General features: G+C 74.3%; 5 protein-coding genes. All 5 read left to right on the top strand.

Annotated features, from left to right (window positions below; translation table 11 throughout):
• Positions 1–14: 14 nt before the first annotated feature.
• The 5 genes from ACFYQQ_RS29405 to ccrA all read left to right on the top strand — a co-directional run bounded on the left by ACFYQQ_RS29405 (position 15) and on the right by ccrA (position 20,261).
• Positions 15–5,531 (top strand): SDR family NAD(P)-dependent oxidoreductase, encoded by a 5,517-nt coding sequence (locus ACFYQQ_RS29405; RefSeq protein ID WP_388905678.1) that lies wholly within the window; start codon positions 15–17, stop codon positions 5,529–5,531.
• A gap of 9 nt (positions 5,532–5,540) precedes the next feature.
• Positions 5,541–12,134, top strand: coding sequence for a type I polyketide synthase (locus ACFYQQ_RS29400; RefSeq protein ID WP_388905673.1), 6,594 nt, complete (start codon positions 5,541–5,543; stop codon positions 12,132–12,134).
• A 5-nt stretch (positions 12,135–12,139) separates the two neighbouring features.
• The gene (locus ACFYQQ_RS29395; protein ID WP_355788079.1) at positions 12,140–15,280 is read left to right on the top strand and encodes an acyltransferase domain-containing protein; all 3,141 of its coding nucleotides are present in this window, start codon (positions 12,140–12,142) and stop codon (positions 15,278–15,280) included.
• 169 nt (positions 15,281–15,449) lie between these two features.
• Entirely contained in the window at positions 15,450–18,725 is a 3,276-nt protein-coding gene (locus tag ACFYQQ_RS29390) for an AMP-binding protein (RefSeq protein WP_388905670.1), read from the top strand.
• Positions 18,726–18,899: 174 nt separating this feature from the next.
• The gene (ccrA, locus tag ACFYQQ_RS29385) at positions 18,900–20,261 is read left to right on the top strand and encodes a crotonyl-CoA carboxylase/reductase (protein WP_388905666.1); all 1,362 of its coding nucleotides are present in this window, start codon (positions 18,900–18,902) and stop codon (positions 20,259–20,261) included.

Here is a 20,261-nt window from a genome sequence, read left to right as displayed (position 1 = left end):
TGAGGGAGGACCCGGTGGAGGAAGTCGACAAGCTCCGCTCCTACTTGCGACGTGCCGTCACTGACGCGCAGGAACTGCGCGAGCGGGTGCGCGAGCTGGAGGAGTCCGCGCGCGAGCCCATCGCCGTCGTGGGGGTGGGGTGTCGCTTCCCGGGCGGGGTGACCTCCCCCGAAGACCTGTGGCACGTGGTGTCGCAGGGGGTGGACGCGATGGGCGACTTCCCCCAGGACCGCGGCTGGGACGTGGAAGCCCTCTACGACCCCGACCCCGAGGCGCACGGCAAGACCTACACCCGCACCGGCGGCTTCCTGCCCCACCTCGCGGACTTCGACGCACCGTTCTTCGGGATCAGCCCGCGCGAGGCGCTGGCGATGGACCCGCAGCAGCGGCTGATGCTGGAGACGACGTGGGAGGCGCTGGAGCGGGCGGGCATCGACCCCCACGCCCTGCGCGGCACCGCGACGGGCGTGTTCACCGGCATCTACGGCGTCGACTACGGCCCGCGGATGGGCGGCGGCGCGAACGGCGAGGTGGAGGGCTTCGCCCTGACCGGCGGCCACCTCAGCGTCGCCTCGGGCCGGGTGGCGTACGTCCTGGGCCTGGAGGGGCCGGCGCTGTCCACCGACACCGCCTGCTCCTCCTCGCTGGTGGCCGTGCACCAGGCGGTGCGCTCCCTGCGGGAGGGGGAGTGCACGCTGGCGCTGGCCGGCGGGGTGTCGACGCTGCCGACGCCGGGCATGTTCGTCGAACTCGCCCGCCAGCGCGGCCTGTCCGCGGACGGCAGGTGCAAGGCGTTCGCGGACGCCGCGGACGGCACCGGCTTCTCCGAGGGCGCCGGCGTCCTGGTCCTGGAACGCCTCTGCGACGCCCGGCGAAACGGCCACCGCGTCTGGGCGGTGATCCGCGGCTCGGCGATCAACCAGGACGGCGCCTCCAACGGCCTGACCGCCCCCAACCCCCTGGCCCAGCAGCGCGTCGTGCACGCCGCCCTGGCCGACGCCGGCCTCGCGGCGGGCGAGGTCGACGCGGTGGAGGCCCACGGCACCGGCACCCGCCTGGGCGACCCCATGGAAGCCGAAGCCCTGCTGGCCACCTACGGCCAGGAGCGCGAGGACGGCCGTCCGTTGTGGCTGGGGTCGCTGAAGTCGAACATCGGGCACACCCAGGCGGCTGCCGGGGTGGGCGGCATCATCAAGATGGTGATGGCGATGCGCCACGGTGTGCTGCCCCGCACCCTGCACGTCGACCGCCCCTCCAGCCACGTCGACTGGACGGCCGGAGCGGTTGAACTCCTCACCGAGGCCCGCGAATGGACCACCCCCGAGGGCCGTCCCCGCCGGGCGGGAGTGTCGTCCTTCGGGATCAGCGGCACCAACGCCCACCTGCTGCTGGAACAGGCCCCCGAACCCCCCGCCCCCACCGACACCGGCACCGATGCCGACGGGGGTGAGCCGGCCGCCGCCGCGCGCACCGCGTGGCCGTGGGTGCTGTCGGCGCGCTCCGAGGAAGCCGTCCGCGAACAGGCCGCCCGCCTCGCGGAGTTCGTCACCCGGGACCCGGCGCTGACCCCCGCCGCGGTGGGCCGGGCCCTGGTGGAGACCCGCTCGCTGTTCGAGCACCGCCAGGTGGTCATCGGCGCCGACCGGCAGGAACTGCTCACCGCCCTGGCCGCCGTCGCCGCCGGCACCGGCGACCTCGCGGTGTCCGGCACCGCACGCCCGGCCGGGCGGACCGTGTTCGTCTTCCCCGGCCAGGGCGCCCAGTGGACGGCCATGGGCCGCGAACTGTTCCAGACCTCACCCGTCTTCGCCCGCGAACTGCGCGCCTGCGCGGCGGCACTCCAGCCGTGGGTGTCCTGGTCGCTGATCGACACCGTGTGCGACGGACCCGCATCGGCGGACCTGGAGGACATCGACGTCGTCCAGCCGGTCCTCTTCGCGGTGATGGTGTCCCTGGCGAGGGTGTGGCAGTCGCTGGGCGTGACCCCCGACGTGGTGATCGGCCACTCCCAGGGCGAGATCGCCGCCGCCTACATCGCGGGCGCCCTGACCCTGCAGGACGCCGCCAAGATCGTCGCGCTGCGTTCGCGGCTGCTCGCCGAGGTCACCGGGCAGGGCAGCATGGCCGGCATCCTGCTGCCCGAACAGGACGTGCGGGACCTGCTGCAAGGACAGGAGTCGCGGATCGGGATCGCCGCGGTCAACGGCCCCAATTCCACGACCGTGTCCGGGGAGAGCGACGCCGTCCAGGACCTGGTCGCCGCCTGCCAGGCCCGCGGCGCCCGCGCCCGGCTGATCAAGTCCAGTGTGCCCGGCCATTCCCCGCTGATGGACCGCTTCCAGGGCCGCCTGGAGGCCGAGCTGGGCACACTCACCCCCCGCCCGTCGGCGGTGACGATCTACTCGACGGTGACCGGCGAGGTGATCGACCCGATGCGCCTGGACGCCGCCTATTGGTTCCGCAACCTGCGCCGGCCCGTGCAGTTCGGGCCCGCCATGAGCCGCCTGGCCGAGCAGGAACCGCACAGCACCGTCATCGAACTCAGCCCCCACCCGTTGCTGGTGATGAACATCCAGGAGATGTTCGACACCACCGACGGCGCCACCGGCGTCGTGGTGGGCTCGCTGCGCCGCGACGAGGGCGGCCTGGACCGCCTCTACCGGTCGGCGGCCGAGGCGTTCGTCTCCGGCGCGCCGGTGTCCTGGCAGGCGGTGTTCGGCCAGGTGGGCGGCCCGGTGCCCGAGCTGCCCACCTACCCCTTCCAGCGCCGGCGCTACTGGCTGAACACACCGCGCGAGACCGCCGCCGCGAGCACCAGCGACCACCCGCTGCTCGACGCCGTCATCGACCTGCCCGACGAGCGCGGCGGCGGCGCGGTGGCGGGCAGCGGACGCCTGTCGGCCGAACGCCACCCGTGGCTGGCCGAGCACACCGTGCACGGCGCCGCCCTGGTACCGGCCACCGTGCCGGCGGAACTCGCCGTGTGGGCGGCCCGCAAGGCGGGCTACGACCTCGTCGAGGACCTCACCCTGGAGACCCCTTTGGTGCTGCCGCGCAGCGGCGAGCGGGAGATCCGCGTCCAGGTCGACGGCACGGGGGCGATCAGCGTCCACTCCCGCGGCCTCGACGAGGCGGACTGGAGCCGCAACGCCAGCGGCCGCGCGGGACGCGACAGCACACCCCCGGCCGGCCCGGACGCCCTGACCGCGTGGCCGCCGCCCGGCGCGGCGAGCGTGCCCTTCGAGCAGGAGTACGCCCGCCTCGCGGCCCTCGGCTTCGGCCACGGCCCCCAGCTGCGCGGCCTGCGCCAGGTCTGGCGCCGGGACCGCACCCTGTTCGCCGAGGTGGAACTGCCCACGCCGAGCCCGGACAGCGCCCGCTTCACCCTCCACCCGGCACTGCTGCACGCCGTCTGGCCCGCGCTGGGCCTCCTCGACGGCACCGGCCCCTCCACGGCCCAGGGCCTGCTGCCCTCCCGCTGCACGGGCCTGCGCCTTTCGGCCGCGCCGGCGGGCGTGCTGCGCGTGCGGCTGGACCCGGCGGGCGAGAACACCGTGTCGGTGACCCTCGCCGGCCACGACGGCACCCCGGTGGGCTCCATCGCCTCACTGAGCCTTGCCCCCGCCGACCTCACCCGGCTGAGCGAGCTGAGCTTCGAGGACCAGGACGCGCTGTTCCACCTCGACTGGGAGCAGCTTCCGCCCCCGCCCGCCCCCGCAGCCGACGCGGCGGTGTTCACCGGCGTCGGGGAACTCACCGCTCATGAGGGGCCGTTGCCGCCCCAGGTCATCGCCCACCTCGACCACACGGGCGCCGACACGGGTGCGCCGGCCGCGGTCGAGGCCGCCCTGCACCGGGTGCTGGAGTGGACGCAGGCCTGGCTGGGCCAGGAGCGGTACGCCGCCTCCCGTCTGGTCCTGGTGACCCGGGGCGCGTCCGGCGACGAGTCCGTCCCCGCCGATCCCGCGGCGGCCGCCCTCTGGGGCTTCGTACGCACCGCGCAGACCGAGAACCCGGGCCGCTTCACCCTCATCGACACCGACGACCACCCCGCCTCACGCGACCTCCTGCACGCGGCCGCCGCCACCGCCCACCCCCAGCTCCGACTCCGCGCCGGGCGCCTCAGCCGCCCCCAACTGGCCCCCCTGCCACGCCGATCCACCGACCCCGGCGCGCTGGTGCCGGGGCTGGGGTCCGGCTCGGTCCTGATCACCGGCGGCACCAGCGGCCTGGGCGCCCTGCTGGCCCGCCACCTCGTGACGCGGCACGGCGTACGCCGGCTGCTGCTCACCAGCAGGCGCGGCCCGCACGCACCCGCGGCGGCGGCCCTGCGCGAGGAACTGACCGCGGCCGGCGCCCACGTCGACATCGTGGCCTGCGACGTCACCGACCGCGACGCGCTCGCCGCGCTGATCGACGCGGTGCCCGCCGCGCACCCGCTCAGCGCCGTCATCCACTGCGCGGCCGTCCTGGACGACGGCATCGTCCCCGCCCTGAACCAAGGCCGCCTGGATACGGTCCTGGCGCCGAAGGTGCGCGGAGCCTGGCACCTGCACGAACTGACCCGCCACCTCCCGCTGTCCGCGTTCGTGCTGTTCTCCTCCGTCGCCGGCGTCCTGGGCACCGCGGGACAGGCCAACTACGCGGCCGCCAACGCCTACCTCGACGGCCTGGCCCAGGCCCGCCGCGCCCAGGACCTGCCCGCCCTGGCCCTGTGCTTCGGCTTCTGGGCCGAGCGCGGCGACATGGGCGCCGACCTGGGCGACGCGGACGTCGAACGCCTGCAACGCCAGGGCGTACAGCCCCTGTCGACCCGCGAAGGACTCGCCCTGTTCGACGCGGCGCTCGGCACCGGCCGGCCGGTCGTGGTGCCGGTGCGCCTGAACCAGGCCGCGCTCGCCACCACGGGCGGTGCACCGATGGGCTCCCCGCTGCTGCGCACCCTGGCCGCCGCCTTCGGCGCGGACGACCGGGCGGCGGGCGCGGAGACAGCGGCCGGGCCCGCGCTGGCGCAGCAACTGGAGCTGATGGCTCCCGCCGAGGCGCGCACGGCGCTGCTGGAGGCCGTCCGCACGCAGACCGCCCTGGTCCTGGGGCATGCCGACACCGCGCGGGTCGCTCCCGCCGAGACGTTCAAGAAGCTCGGGATCGATTCGCTGACGGCGCTGGAGCTGCGCAACAAGCTGGCGGCCGTCACCGGGCTGAAGCTGCCCGCCACCCTGGTCTTCGACCACCCCAACCCCCAGGCACTGGCCGCCTTCCTGTACGAGCACCTCATGCCCGAGGAGAGCGCCCCCGCCTCGCCGGCCGCCCCGCTGGTGCGGGAGATCGAGGGACTGGGCGCCCGGCTGGAGGACGCGTTCGCCACGCTCGCCCAGGAGGACCAGAGCACCATTTCCACTCTGCTCGGCGAGCTGCAGGGCCGAGTGCGTTCGATGGCGGGCGCCGGATCACCGGTCGGCATCGTCGACCAGATCAGTGCGGCCTCGGCGGGAGAGCTCCTCTCGCTGCTCGACAAAGAGCTCGGCTAGGGGAGAGCGATGACCAACGACAACAACGCCGACGTCCTGGACTACCTGCGGCGCACCTCGATCGAACTGATCGAGACCAGGAAGCGCCTGCAGGAGCTGACGGACGCCGCCGCCGAGCCCATCGCGATCGTCGGCGTCGCCTGCCGCTACCCCGGCGGGGCGACCTCCCCCGAACAGCTGTGGGAACTGGTGCGCTCGGGCGCGGACGTGGTGTCCGGCTTCCCCGAGGACCGCCACTGGGACGTGCCCGGCCTCTACGATCCCGACCCCGACCATCCCGGCACGTGCAGCACCCGCTCGGGCGGATTCCTGTACGACGCGGGGGACTTCGACGCCGACTTCTTCGGGATCAGCCCGCGCGAGGCGCTGTCCGCGGACCCCCAGCAGCGGCTGCTGCTGGAGGCATCCTGGGAGTCGCTGGAGCGGGCGGGCATCGACCCCCACACCCTGCGCGGCAGCGACACCGGCGTCTTCGCCGGCCTTGCCTACTTCGGCTACGGCAACCACTTCGCCACCCCCGAGGCGATCGCCGGCTACGGGCAGATCGGCTCCCTGCTGAGCGTGGCCTCGGGCCGGGTGGCGTACACGCTGGGCCTGGAGGGTCCGGCGCTGTCCACGGACACCGCCTGCTCCTCCTCGCTGGTGGCCGTGCACCAGGCGGTGCAGTCTCTGCGGCAGGGCGAGTGCGGCCTGGCGCTGGCGGGCGGGGTCACCGTGATGGGCACGCCGCAGGTGTTCCGGGAGATGTCACGCCAGCGCGGCCTGTCCGCGGACGGCAGGTGCAAGGCGTTCGCGGACGCCGCGGACGGCACCGGCTTCGCCGAGGGCGTCGGCGTCCTGGTCCTGGAACGCCTCTCGGACGCGCGGCGCAACGGGCACGACGTGTGGGCGGTGATCCGCGGCTCGGCCATCAACCAGGACGGCGCCTCCAACGGGCTGACCGCGCCCAGCGGTCCGGCCCAGCAGCGGGTGATCCGCTCGGCGCTGGCCAACGCCCGCCTGGAGGCGGGCGAGGTCGACGCGGTGGAGGCGCACGGCACCGGCACCACGCTGGGCGACCCCATCGAGGCGGGCGCCCTGCTGGCCACCTACGGCCGCGAGCGTGAGAACGGCTCGCCGTTGTGGCTGGGGTCGCTGAAGTCGAACATCGGGCACACCCAGGCGGCTGCCGGGGTGGGCGGCATCATCAAGATGGTGATGGCGATGCGCCACGGTGTGCTGCCCCGCACCCTGCACGTCGACCGCCCCTCCAGCCACGTCGACTGGACGGCCGGAGCGGTCCAGCTCCTCACCGAGGCCCGCGAATGGACCACCCCCGAGGGCCGTCCCCGCCGGGCGGGAGTGTCGTCCTTCGGGGCGAGCGGCACCAACGCCCACGTGATCCTCGAACAGGCCCCGCCCACGCCCCCCACAGACCCGCTGCCGGTGGGGGAGCCGGTCGCCGGGGGCCTGGTGCCGTGGACGGTGTCCGGCAAGAGCGCCGACGCCCTCAAGGAGCAGGCGGGCCGCCTGCACGACTTCCTCAGCGCCGACAGCGCACTGGACCTCGCCGACGCCGGCTGGTCGCTGGCCGCGACCCGCGCCCGCTTCGAGCACCGCGCCGTCGTCGTGGGACGCGACCGCGGCGAACTCCTCGACGCACTCAAGACGCTGCACGCGGGCGAGGAGTCCCCGGCCGTCATCCGCGGCACCACCACCGCCGCCCACGGCGGCACCGTGTTCATGTTCCCCGGCCAGGGCTCGCCCTGGGCCGGCACCGCCCGGCAGCTGTACGACACCTTCCCCGTCTTCGCCGCGAGTCTGGACGAGATCTGCGCCCGCTTCGAGACGCAGCTGCCCTTCGCCCTCAAGCCGCTGCTGCTGGCCCAGGAGCCCGACGGACAGCGGCGCACCGACCTCGCCCAGCCGGCCCTGTTCGCCCTGCAGGTCAGCCTCTACCGGCTGCTGGAGCACCACCTGCCACGCCCGGACCACCTGATCGGCCACTCGGTGGGGGAGATCGCCGCCGCCCACGTCTCGGGCGTCCTGGACCTGGACACCGCGACCCGGCTGGTGGCCGCCCGCGGCCGCCTCATGGCCACCGTCACCGAACCCGGCGCGATGCTCGCCGTCCGCGCCGCGCACAGCGACATCACGCCGCTGCTCGCCGGCTACGACCGGGTGGGGATCGCCGCCGTCAACGGCCCCGACTCGGTGGTGGTCTCGGGCCTGCGCGACCAGGTCCACGCCCTGCGCGACCAGCTCCTGGCCCAGGGCCGGTCGGCGAAACTCCTCGCCGTCGACGACGCCTTCCACTCCCCGCTCATGGACCCCGTCCTGGACGACTTCGCCCGCGCGCTGGGCGAGCTGCCCGCCGGCCGGATGACGATCCCGCTCATCTCGACCCGCCTGGGCCGCCTGGCCACGTCCGCCGAGCTGACGTCCGCCTCGTACTGGGTGGAGCACCTGCGCCACTCGGTGCGCTTCGACGACGCGGTGCAGTGCGCCCGTGCCGCCGGCGCGAGCGTCTTCCTCGAAGTGGGTCCGGGAGCGACCCTGACCTCCCTCACCCAGGACGCCTTCGCGAGCGCCGGCATCGACGACGCGCTCGTGCTGTCGGCCTCGCGACGCGACCGCGAAGGCCCCCGGGCCCTGCTGGGCGCACTCGCCGCCCTGCACACCGCAGGCCATTCCGTGCACTGGGACGCCCTGTTCGGCACGCGCCGCCGCGTCGACCTGCCCACCTACGCCTTCACCCGCCGCCGCTACTGGCTCGACTTCCAGGCCGGCGACCGCACCGACGTCGCCGCCGCGGGCCTGGCGGCCCCCGGGCACCCGCTGCTGGGCGCCGTCGTGGAGCACCCCGCCACCGGCGAGATGGTCTTCACCCACCGCTGGTCCCTGCACAGCCACGGCTGGCTGGGCGACCACAGCGTGTTCGGCGCGGCCGTGGTCCCCGCGACCGCCTACCTGGACGTGGCCCTGTCGGCGGGCGCCTGGGCCGGCTGCGACAGCGTTGAGGAACTCACCCTGGAAGTCCCCCTGATCCTTCCCCCCGACGGCGACGTGCAGCTGCGCGTCGTCCTGGGCGCCGCGGACGACACCGGCCGGCGCACAGTGGAGGTGTACGCCCGGCCCGGCCAGGACCCGGACGCACAAGGCGGCTGGACCCGGCACGCCCGCGGCGACCTCGCCGCCGCACCCGAGCCCACCGAAGCGGCCCGGCAGCCGCACCCGCCGGGCGTATGGCCGCCCGCCGGCGCCCGCCCGGTGGACCTGGAGCACCTGTACGAGGAGTTCACCGACGCCGGCTTCGACTACGGGCCCGCCTTCCGCGGACTGCGCGAGGTGTGGCGCCACGGCGAGGACCTCTACGCCCTGGCCACCCTGCCCGACACCGCACAGGCACCCCCCGGTGACGCCTTCGCCCTGCACCCCGCACTGCTGGACAGCGTCCTGCACGCGGTCGTCGCCGGCGGCGTGCTGAAGGTGACCGGCGAGCAGGGCTGGATGCCGTTCTCCTGGAGCGGCGCACACCTGCAAGGGCAGTGCGGCGACAGCGTGCGCGTGCACCTGTCCCCGGCCGGGGAGGGCGCCGTGTCGGTGACCCTCGCCGACGAACACGGCGCACCCCTGGCCCGCATCCAGGCCCTGACGTTCCGCCCCGCCGTCGCCGAACAGGTCCGCACCGCCCCCGGCGCGCAGCAGCCGCTCTACACCCTGCACTGGCGCCCCGCCGCCCTCACCCCGGCCCCGCACCACAGCCCGTGGGGCGTCCTGGGCACCGGCAGCGCCCTGGCCCGCCAACTGACCGAAACAGGCGGGCACATCGCGTCGTACGCCTCGCTGGCGGACGCCGCCGCGGACCCGGCCCCCGCACACCTGGTGGTGTGCCCGGACGACACCGACACCAACACCGGCACCGGCACCGGCGTGCTGGAGAGCGTCGCCGCGGCGGACAAGCGCGTCCTGGACCTGCTCCAGCGCTTCCTCGCCGAGGACTCCCTGGCCGCCTCCACGCTGGTGGTCCTCACCCGCCACGCGGTTGCCGCCCGCGCCGAGGACCGCATCGAGGACCTGCCCGGCGCGTCCGTGTGGGGCCTGGTGCGCTCCGCGCAGAGCGAGCACCCCGGCAGGTTCAAGCTGGTCGACATCGACGACGCGGACACCTCCCGGGAACGCTTCGCCGACACCCTCACCGCCGGGGAGGAGCAGCTGGTCCTGCGCGAGGGCGCCTGCCTGGTGCCGCGCCTGGCCCCCGCGACCGCCGACGAGCGGCGCCTGGACGCCCCGCCGGCCGGCCCGCACCGCCTGGGCATCACCGACACCGGCACGCTGGAGAACCTGGACTGGACACCGTGCCCGGAGGTGCGGGCACCCCTGACCTCCGGCCAGGTCCGTATCGCCGTGCAGGCCGCGGGAGTGAACTTCCGCGACGTGACCATCGCGCTGGGACTGGTGGAGCGCACCGCCATCGACGCCGGGCTCGGCAGCGAGGGCTCCGGCGTCGTCCTGGAGGTCGCCGACGACGTGCCGCACCTGGCGCCCGGCGACCGGGTCGCCGGCATCTTCACCGGCGCCTTCGCCCGCACCGCCGTCGCCGACCACCGCCTCCTCGTGCCCGTCCCCGACGGATGGACCCACGCCCAGGCCGCGTCCGTGCCCTGCACCTTCCTCACCGCCTACTACGCCCTCTTCCAGGCGATACGCCTGCGCAAGGGGCAGCGCGTCCTCATCCACGCCGCGGCCGGCGGCGTCGGCATGGCCGCCGTCCAGCTGGCCCGGCACGCCGGCGCCGAGGTCTACGCCACCGCCAGCCCCGCCAAATGGCCCGCCCTGCGCGCGCTGGGCCTGGACGACGCGCACCTGGCGTCCTCCCGCGACCTGGACTTCGTCGACACCTTCCACCGCGCCACCGGCGGCCGCGGCGTGGACGTCGTCCTGAACTCCCTGGCCCACACCTTCGTCGACGCCTCCCTGCGGCTGCTCCCCGAAGGCGGCCACTTCCTGGAGATGGGCAAGACCGACATCCGCGACCCCGGTCAGGTGGCCATCGACCACCCGGGCGTCACCTACCAGGCCTTCGACCTGTACGAGACGGGCCCGGACGCCATCAAGGACATGTTCGGCGCCGTCATGGACCTGTTCGCCGAGGGCCGGCTGCACCTGAACCCGATCTCCCTGCGCGACATCCGCGACGCCCGCCGCACCTTCCGCGAGATGAGCCAGGGCCGGCACACCGGCAAGCTCGTCCTGGACGTCGGAGACGGCTTCGGCGGCGGCACCGTGCTGGTCACCGGCGGCACCGGGGGAGTGGGCTCCCTCGTGGCCCGCCACCTCGCCCGCGAACACGGCGTGCGCAGTCTCCTGCTGGCCAGCCGCAGCGGACCGGCGGCCCCCGGGGTGGACGAACTCGTCGCCGACCTCCAGGCCGCCGGCGCGGCGGTCAAGGTCGTCGCCTGCGACGTGGGGGACCGCGACGCGGTGGCGGCCCTGCTCACCGGCCTGCCCGCCCGCCACCCGCTGACCGCCGTCGTCCACGCCGCCGGCACCCTCGCCGACGCCACCGTGCAGGCCCTGACCGGCGACGCCGTCGACGACGTCCTGCACGCCAAGGCGGGCGGCGCCCTGCACCTGCACGAACTGACCCAGGACCACACCCTGTCGGCGTTCTGGCACTTCTCCGCCCTGGCCGGCACCCTCGGCACCGCGGGACAGGCCAACTACGCCGCGGCGAACGCCTTCCTCGACGCCCTGGCCCTCCAGCGCCACGCCGCCGGCCGGCCCGCCACCTCGCTGTGCTGGGGCTGGTGGGAACAGGCCGGCGGCATGACCGAGAACCTGGAGGACAGCGACCGCTCCCGGCTGCGACGAGTGGGCATCGCCCCGATGCCCACCGCGCAGGCCCTGGCCCTGTTCGACGCGGCCGCCGCCGGCAGCCGGCCGGTCCTGGTCCCCGCCCGCTTCGACCTCGCCGCACTGCGCGCCACCAGCGGGCACGACATGCCGCCGCTGCTGCGCGAACTCGCCGACAGCGGCCCCGGCCGCCGCGGCACCCGCCCCCACACCACACCCCGCACCACCACGTCGCCCACCCTGGCGGCGAAGCTGACGGCCCTGCCCGCCGAGGAGGCCCGCCAGGTCGCCCTGGACTGGGTCCGCGACCAGGTCGCCCTCGTCCTGGGACACCCCTCCGGCGCGGGCATCGACGTCGACCAGGCCTTCACCCCGCTGGGCATCGACTCCCTGACCGCGGTCGAACTCTGCAACCGCCTGGCCGCCGCCACCGCCCTGCGCCTGCCCTCAGCGCTCGTCTTCAGCTACCCCACCCCCCGCGAACTGAGCGAGCACATCTGCCACCTGCTGCGCCCGGCCACCGACGACGACACGCAGGCCGCCCCGAGCGCCGAGGACAGCGAGATCCGCGCCGTCCTGCACAGCGTGCCGATCGAGCGGCTGCGCGCCGCGGGCCTCCTGGACCTGGTCCTGGCCTGCGCCCGGCAACCCGCACCCGACAACGACACCCCCACCGACCCGGACACAGACCCGGGCGCGGGTGTGGGGGAGTTGTCGGACCTGGACCTGGAAGCACTGGTCGACCTGGCTCTGGATGAGAAGAGGTAACGGACATGACCAACTCCGCGGAACAAGCGGACGGCGGGGCCCGGGTCCAGCGGGCACTGCGCACCCTCCTCGAAGAACGCGACCGCCTGCGCCAGGAGAACGAGGACCTCAAGGCCGGCCGCGGCGAACCCGTCGCCGTGGTGGCCATGGCCTGCCGCTTCCCCGGCGGCGTCTGCACCCCCGAGGAACTGTGGGAGGTCGTACGCGAGGGCCGCGACGTCGTCGGCGACTTCCCCCAGGACCGCGGATGGCGCGACGTGTACGACCCCGACCCCGACGCCGCCGGCGGCGCCCGCACCCGCCAGGGAGGCTTCCTGCACGACGTGGCCGGCTTCGACGCGGACTTCTTCAACATCAGCCCCCGCGAGGCACTGGCCGTCGACCCCCACCACCGCCTGCTGCTGGAGACCTCCTGGGAGGCCTTCGAACGCGCCGGCATCGTCCCCGCCGACATCCGCGGCAGCGACGTCGGCGTGTTCTCCGGCGTCAGCTCCTCCGAGTACGGGTGGCGCTTCCTGGAAGGCGGCTACCCGGACCTGGAGGGCTACCTGCTGTACGGCAGCGCGCTGAGCGTCGCCTCCGGCCGGGTCGCCTACGAACTGGGCCTGACCGGACCGGCGGTGTCGGTGGACACGGCCTGCTCCTCCTCACTGGTGGCCCTGCACATGGCGGTGCAGTCGCTGCGCTCGGGGGAGTCGTCGCTGGCGCTGGCGGGCGGCGCGCTGGTGATGTCGACGCCCGCGATGTTCGTGGAGTTCTCCCGCCAGGGCGCCCTGTCGGCGGACGGCCGGTGCAAGGCGTTCGCCGACGGCGCCGACGGCACCGGCTGGGCCGAGGGCGCGGGCGTGCTGCTGCTGGAACGGCTCTCCGACGCCCGCCGCAACAACCACCCCGTGCTCGCCCTCGTCCGCGGCTCCGCGGTGAACCAGGACGGCGCCTCCAACGGGCTGACCGCCCCCAACGGCCGCGCCCAGGAGAAAGTGATCCGCACCGCCCTGGCGAACGCCGGCATCGCCCCCGGCGAGGTGGACCTGGTGGAGGCGCACGGCACCGGGACCGTGCTGGGCGACCCCGTCGAGGCGGGCGCGCTGCTGGCCGCCTACGGCCAGGACCGCGAGGACGGCCGGCCGCTGTGGCTGGGGTCGCTGAAGTCGAACATGGGCCACGCCCAGGCCGCCGCCGGGGTGGGCGGCGTCATCAAGACCGTGATGGCCCTGCGCCACGCCCACCTGCCGAAGACCCTGCACGTGGACGCCCCCTCGCGGCACGTGGACTGGTCCTCGGGCGCCGTCGAGCTCCTCGCCGAGGGCCGCCCCTGGACCCGGCAGCAGGGTCCGCGCCGGGCGGGCGTGTCCTCGTTCGGGGTCAGCGGCACCAACGTCCACGTGATCCTGGAGGAGGCCCCGACCCAGCCACCCGAGCCGTCCCACCCCGGGCACCCCGAGCAGGTGCGGGGGAGTGGGGTCATCGGCCCCGTCGTGCCGTGGGTGGTGTCCGCCAAGAGCGCCCAGGCCCTGCAACTGCAGGCGCACAGACTGCGTACCCTCCTGGACGGCGACGCGCCCACCGACCTCGCCGACGCCGGCTGGTCGCTGGTCTCGGCCCGCTCCCGCTTCGAGCACCGCGCGGTCGTCCTGGGCCGCGACCACACCGAACTGAGCGCCGCCCTGAGCGCGTTGGGCGAGGGCCGCGAATCGGCGGCGGTGGTGCGCGGCACCACCGGCCCCCTGGGCGGCGTCGCCTTCGTCTTCCCCGGCCAGGGCTCCCAGTGGGCCGGCATGGGCCGCGAACTGTACGAGGCCTTCCCCGTCTTCGCACAAAGCATGGACGCCTGCGCGGCCGCCCTGGCCGAGTGGGTCGACTGGTCGCTGCTGGACGTCATCCGCGGCCAGGACGGCGCACCCACCCTGGAGCGGGTGGACGTGGTGCAGCCCGCCCTGTTCTCCGTCATGGTGTCCATGGCCGCCCTGTGGCGCTCCTGGGGCGTGCAGCCGGACGCGGTGGTGGGCCACAGCCAGGGCGAGATCGCCGCAGCCTACGTGTGCGGCGCGCTGACCCTACGGGACGCCACCCGCATCGTGGCGCTGCGCAGCAAGGCCCTGGTGGGCCTGATCGGGCACGGCGCGATGGCCTCCGTCGCCCAGTCCGCGCAGGAGGTGCAGGAACGGCTGGCCCCCTGGGAGGGACGGGTGAGCGTCGCCGTCGTCAACGGACCCCGCTCGGTGGTGGTCTCCGGCGAACCCGACGCACTGGACGAGTTCGTCGACAAGACGAAGGCCGACGGCGCCCAGGCCCGCCGGATCTCCGTCGACTACGCCTCCCACTCCCACCACGTGACCCGGGTCCGCGAAGAGGTCCTGGCCTGCCTGACCGACGTACGCCCCGCCTCCGCCGAGCTGCCGTTCTACTCCACGCTGTACGGCGAGCCCGTCGACACCGCCCGACTGGACGGCGGCTACTGGTACGACAACCTGCGCGAGCAGGTCCGCTTCGAGTCCTCCATCCGCCACCTGGCCGACGACGGCACGCGGGTGTTCATCGAGATGAGCCCGCACCCCGTGCTGACCGTTCCGGTGCAGGAGACCGTCGAGGACGTGGACGACGCGCTGGTGCTGTCCTCCTCGCGGCGCGGTCGCGGCGAGGTGGAGTCCGTGCTCACCTCGCTGGCCGCACTGCACGTGCGCGGCGGCCACGTCGACTGGGACGCCCTGTTCACCACCCGCCGGCGGGTGGACCTGCCCACGTACGCCTTCGCCCGCCGCCGCTACTGGCTCAGCTCCCTCGCCCCTACGACACCGGCCGCCCCGGCACCGCAGGCGCAGGTGGCCGGGGAGGACGACGAGGACCGCCTGGTCCCGCTGTCGGAGCGGATCTCGGCACTGTCCCCCGACGACGCGCACGCCCTGGTCCTGGACCACGTCCTGGAACGGGTCGCCGTGGTCCTTGGCCACGCCTCCAGCGAACAGCTCGGCCCCGACGACGAGTTCATGAAACTGGGCTTCGACTCGATGCTCTCCTCCGAGCTCAGCAAACGCCTCAGCGCGTCCACGGGACGCAAACTCAAACCGAACGTGGTGCTGCGCCACCCCTCACCCCGGCTGATCGCCGGGCACATCGTGTCCCTGATGGCCGCCGACCCGCGATGACACCCACCCGCACCCGCCCGCGCCCGCCGCACCCGGCGAGCAAGCGGGCCGGGGCGGGGCGGGGGAGTGAGATGGAAAGTGTCCCGCCGGCGGGACAGCGCAAGCCTCAGCGCGCCCTGTCCCGCCGGGAACCGAGTTGTCTTGAACGGCTGATCCGACCCCCACGACGATGGGGGTCGATCTGCGAATTCCGCCGGAATCCGGGCTTGTTGAGGGGTTGATCTGTGTGCGTTCATTCGGTGCGTCGTCTGCGCATAAAGGCATGTGGCGGGCGCAGGAAATGGCTCCCGACACGCCGAACCATGCACTGACCATGTGGGACGTGGACGGTGAGCTGGACACGGACGTCATCGCCGCCGCGTTCCAGCACGTCATGGGCGAGGCGGAGGTGCTGCGCGTCAACTTCACCGACGACGGCGGCGGACTGCGCATGGCGCCCCGCGACCTGGGGGACTGGCAGCCCTTCTTCCTCGACCTGAGCGCCGAGGACGACCCCGAGCAGGCGGCCCGCGAAGCCATGGCCGACCTGGTGCGCCGGCCCTTCGACCTGAGCCGGGACCTGCTGTTCCGGCTCGGCGTGGTCACCCTCGCCCCCACCCGCTCCCTGCTGGTGATCGCCTACCACCACCTCATCTCGGACGGATTCGGCGCCGGCGGCCTGCTCTCCAAGCGCCTCGCGGAGGTGTACACGGCGCTGGCAGGCGGACATCAGGCGCCGCCGCTGCCGCACCCCTGGGACGTCGCCTCCTTCGCCGGCGAGGCCACCCAGTACCTCGACTCCGACACCTTCACCCAGGACAGCGAGTTCTGGCGCACCTACCTCACCGACGCGCCCCCGCCCGCCCAGGTGCCGCGCGTGGCCCTGTCCGACACCCAGCGCACCGAGCTGTCCGAACCGCTCGGCAGCGCCGACCGCTGGTCGGAGGTGGCCGAGACCATCGGCATGGTCAGCCGGACCCTGTCCGTGCCCCGCGCCGAGGCCGAGGTGTGGACCAAGACCGCCCAGTCCATGGGCCTGTGGATGTCGCAGCTGCTCAGCGCCGCCACCGCGGTGTTCCTGCGCCACCGCTGCGACCGCCCGCACTTCCTCCTCTCGCTGGCCGTCGGCAACCGCGTCGGCGTCGCCAGCCGCACCCCGGGACTCGCCGTCAACGTGGTCCCGGTGCGCGCGCACGTCGATTTGAACTCCACGTTCGCCGAGGTCGCCGACGCCCTGGTGGAGGAGACCTACGACATCTCCGGGCACACCGCCTGCCACTACTCCGACATCCAGCGCGCCGCCGGCACCCCCTTGAGCGGACGCGGCAGCTACGGCGCCGTCGTCAACGTCGTGGAGTTCGTCGAGCAGCTCCACTTCGGCGACAGCCCGGCCCGCTACAGCGGCGCGACGACCGGCACCTTCGAGGAACTGTCCATCGGCGTCTACACCGACGGCAGCGCCGACAGCGACCTGTTCATCCGCCTGGACGCCCCCGCCCGCCTCTACCACCGCGCCGAACTGCGCCACGTCGGCGAGGAGCTGATCGCGTTCATCCGCGCCGCGGTGGCCGCCCCCGACGCGCCCGTCGGCGCACTGGACGTACTGGAGGGCCCCGCACGCGAGCAGGTGCTGCCCGCACGCCGCCCCGCCCCCGCCACCGACTGGTCGACGGTTCCCGAGCTGTTCGCCCGCCAGGCCGCCGGCCGCCCCGACGCCCCGGCCCTGACCTGCGGCGAGCGCACCCTCACCTACCGGGAGCTGGACGAACACTCCACCCGCACGGCCCGGGAACTCACCGCCCGCCTCACCGGCGAGAAGGTCGTGGCGCTGGCGCTGCCCCGCTCCGCGGACCTGGCCATCGCCCTGCTGGGCGTCGCGAAAGCCGGCGCCGCCTACCTGCCGCTGGACCCCGACGCCCCGGCCGAACAGCTCAGCGCGCAGCTGCGCCAGAGTCCGGCGAGCGTCCTGCTCACCGACGCCGCCCACACCGCACGCCTGGCCGCGCAGCTGGACCTGCCGGTGCTGGCCGCGGCCGACCTCGCCTGGAGCGCCACCGACACCACGCCCGCCGCCGGGCCGGCGGTGCGGCCGCCGCGCCCCGACAGTCTGCTGGCGGTCCTGCCCGCCGCGACGAACCACGGCACCGACCACCCGGCGGTCGCGGTCAGCCACCGCAACATGAGCCACTTCGTCCAGGACCCGCACTGGCAGGGCGCTGGCGACAGCACCGTCCTCTGGCACACCCCGCCCACCCACGACGCCCTCGCCCTGGAGGTGTGGCTGCCGCTCCTGAGCGGCGGCCACGTCGTCACCCACCCCGACGCGGTTCTGGACGCCGACGCGCTGGCCGCGGCAGCCGCCGCCCACGCCCTCACCACCCTGTGGCTGCCCGCCGTGCAGTTCGCCACCATCGCCGCCCAGCGCCCCGACAGCCTGGCCGCCCTGCGCGAGGTGTGGACCGGCGGCGACCGCGTCTCCGCCGCCGCACTGCGCCGCGTCAAGGCCGCCTGCCCCGACCTGACCGTCGTCCACGGCCACGGACTGCGCGAAGCGACCGTCTTCGCCGCCTGCCACCGCCTGGCCGCCGACGAACCCGTACGCCACGCCGGCACCGTCGGCCGCCCCCTGGACGACACCGCCCTGTACGTCCTGGGCCCGGGACTTGCCCCGGTCCCCGTCGGCGTGAGCGGAGAACTCTACGTGGCCGGCCCCGGCGTGGCCCCCGGCTACCCGGGCCGCCCCGCCCTGACCGCGCGGCGCTTCGTGCCCTGCCCCTTCGGGCCGCCCGGCACCCTGATGCACCGCACCGGCGACCGGGCGCGCCGGGGCACCGGCGGCCGCCTGGAGTACGTGGCCCGCGCCGACGAACAGGGCGAGGTCCGCGGCGTCGCCGTCGAACTGCCCGAGGTCGAGGAGGTGCTGAGCGAACACACCGCGGTCGCCTACGCCGTCGCCGGCTTCCGCAAGGACGCCACCGGAGCGCAGCGCCTGGCCGCATACGTCGTGCCCGCCCCCGGCCACAGCGTCGCCGCCGACGAACTGCGCCGCTTCGCCGCGGGCTGGCTCCCCGAGTCCCTGGTGCCGTCGGTGTTCACCGTCCTCGACACCCTGCCGGTGGGAGCCGACGGCCGGGTGCAGCGGGCGGCCCTGCCGCAGCCCGCCTTCGACGAGGGCACCTACCGGGCACCGCGCAACGACACCGAGCGGGTGCTGGCCGCGGCCTTCGCCGACGTCCTGGAACGCGAGCGGGTCGGCATCGACGAGGACTTCTTCGACCTGGGCGGCAACTCCCTGCGCGCGATCCGCCTCGTCGGCCTCATCCGCACCGAACTCAAGCAGGAGGTGTCCATCCGCCGGCTGTTCGCGGCCCGCACCGTCATCGGCCTGTCGGACATGTGGAAGGACCTCGGCCAGTCCAGCAGGCCCAGCCTGCGCCGGCGCACCAAGCAGGGCGCGGTCCTCTAACACCCCCAGTTCCCCCGCCCCAGTTCCCCTGCCCCCGGCTGCCGCCGCGGGGCGGGGGAGCACCGGGCAGGCCCCCTTCCGCGACAACGGCCCCCCCTTTTCCGCGCTCTCCAACGATCCGCCGCGCCCCACACCACGCCCACCGCTCGGCCCGGCGACGGAGAAAGGCACCTCATGGACTCTCTGACCCAGGCCCTGCTGTCCGGGGCCGGCCCGCAGGAACTCGAACGCCACGACCTGCCCGCCACCTACACCGCCGCGCACATCCTGGCCCGCGACACCGGCATGTTCGACGGCGTCGAGGACAAGGACGTACGCAAGTCACTGCACGTGGGACAGGTACCGATGCCCGACCTCGCCCCCGACGAGGTCGTGGTCGCGGTGATGGCCAGCTCCATCAACTACAACACCGTGTGGTCCGCCACCTTCGCCCCGGTGTCCACCTTCGAATTCCTCAAGCGCCAGGCCCGCCAGGGCGGTTACGCCGCCCGCCACGACCTGCCCCACCACGTCGTCGGCTCCGACGCGGCCGGCGTCGTCGTGCGGACCGGCGCCGGGGTGAGGCACTGGAAGGTGGGCGACCACGTCGTCGCCAGCTGCGTCCAGGTCGACGAACAAGAACCCCAGACCCACGCCGACGCCATGCTCGGCACCGGACAGCGGATCTGGGGCTACGAGACCAACTTCGGCGGCCTGGCCCACTACGCGGTCCTGCGCGCCAGCCAGCTGCTGCCCAAACCCGCCCACCTGACCTGGGAGGAGTCGGCCGGCGTCCTGCTGACCGCGGCGACGTCCTACCGGATGCTGGTCGGCGCCAACGGCGCCCGCATCAAACAGGGCGACATCGTCCTCATCTGGGGCGCCACCGGGGGCCTGGGCGCGTTCGCCGTGCAGATGGTCAAGAACGCCGGCGGCATCGCCGTCGGCGTCGTCGGCTCCCAGACGAAGGCCGACGCGCTGCGCCGCCTGGGCTGCGACGTCGTCATCAACCGCAACGACATCGGCCTGGGCACCGACAGCGCCCCCAGCCCCGAGCAGACCATCGAGCTCGGCAAACGCCTGGGCCGCGAGATCCGCCGCCTGGTCGGCGAGGACCCCCACGTCGTCTTCGACTACGTCGGACGCGCCACCTTCGGCATCTCCGTGTTCGTCGTCCGCAAGGGCGGCGTGGTCGTCACCTGCGGATCCAGCACCGGCTACGACCACCACTTCGACAACCGCTACCTGTGGATGAACCTCAAACGCGTCATCGGCAGCCACGCCGCCAACCTCCAGGAACAGGCCGAGTGCAACCGCCTGGTCCGCCTGGGCCACCTATCCCCGGTGCTGTCGCGGGTGTTCCCGCTCGACGACGTCGGCGAAGCCGCCCGCCTGGTCCAGCTCAACCAGCACACCGGCAAGGTCGGCGTCCTGTGCCTGGCACCCCAGGAGGGCCTCGGCGTCACCGACCCCGCCCTGCGCGACCAGCTGGGCGCCACCCGCCTCAACCCCCTGCGCACCAGCACTCCCGCCCCCGTCTCCGGGCAGGCGGCCTGA

Origin of the sequence: Streptomyces sp. NPDC005496 (genome assembly GCF_042872045.1) — a bacterium.
Taxonomy (GTDB): domain Bacteria; phylum Actinomycetota; class Actinomycetes; order Streptomycetales; family Streptomycetaceae; genus Streptomyces.
The sequence above is the reverse complement of the archived record's forward strand: the minus strand, read 5'-3'. Positions and strand labels throughout refer to the sequence as shown.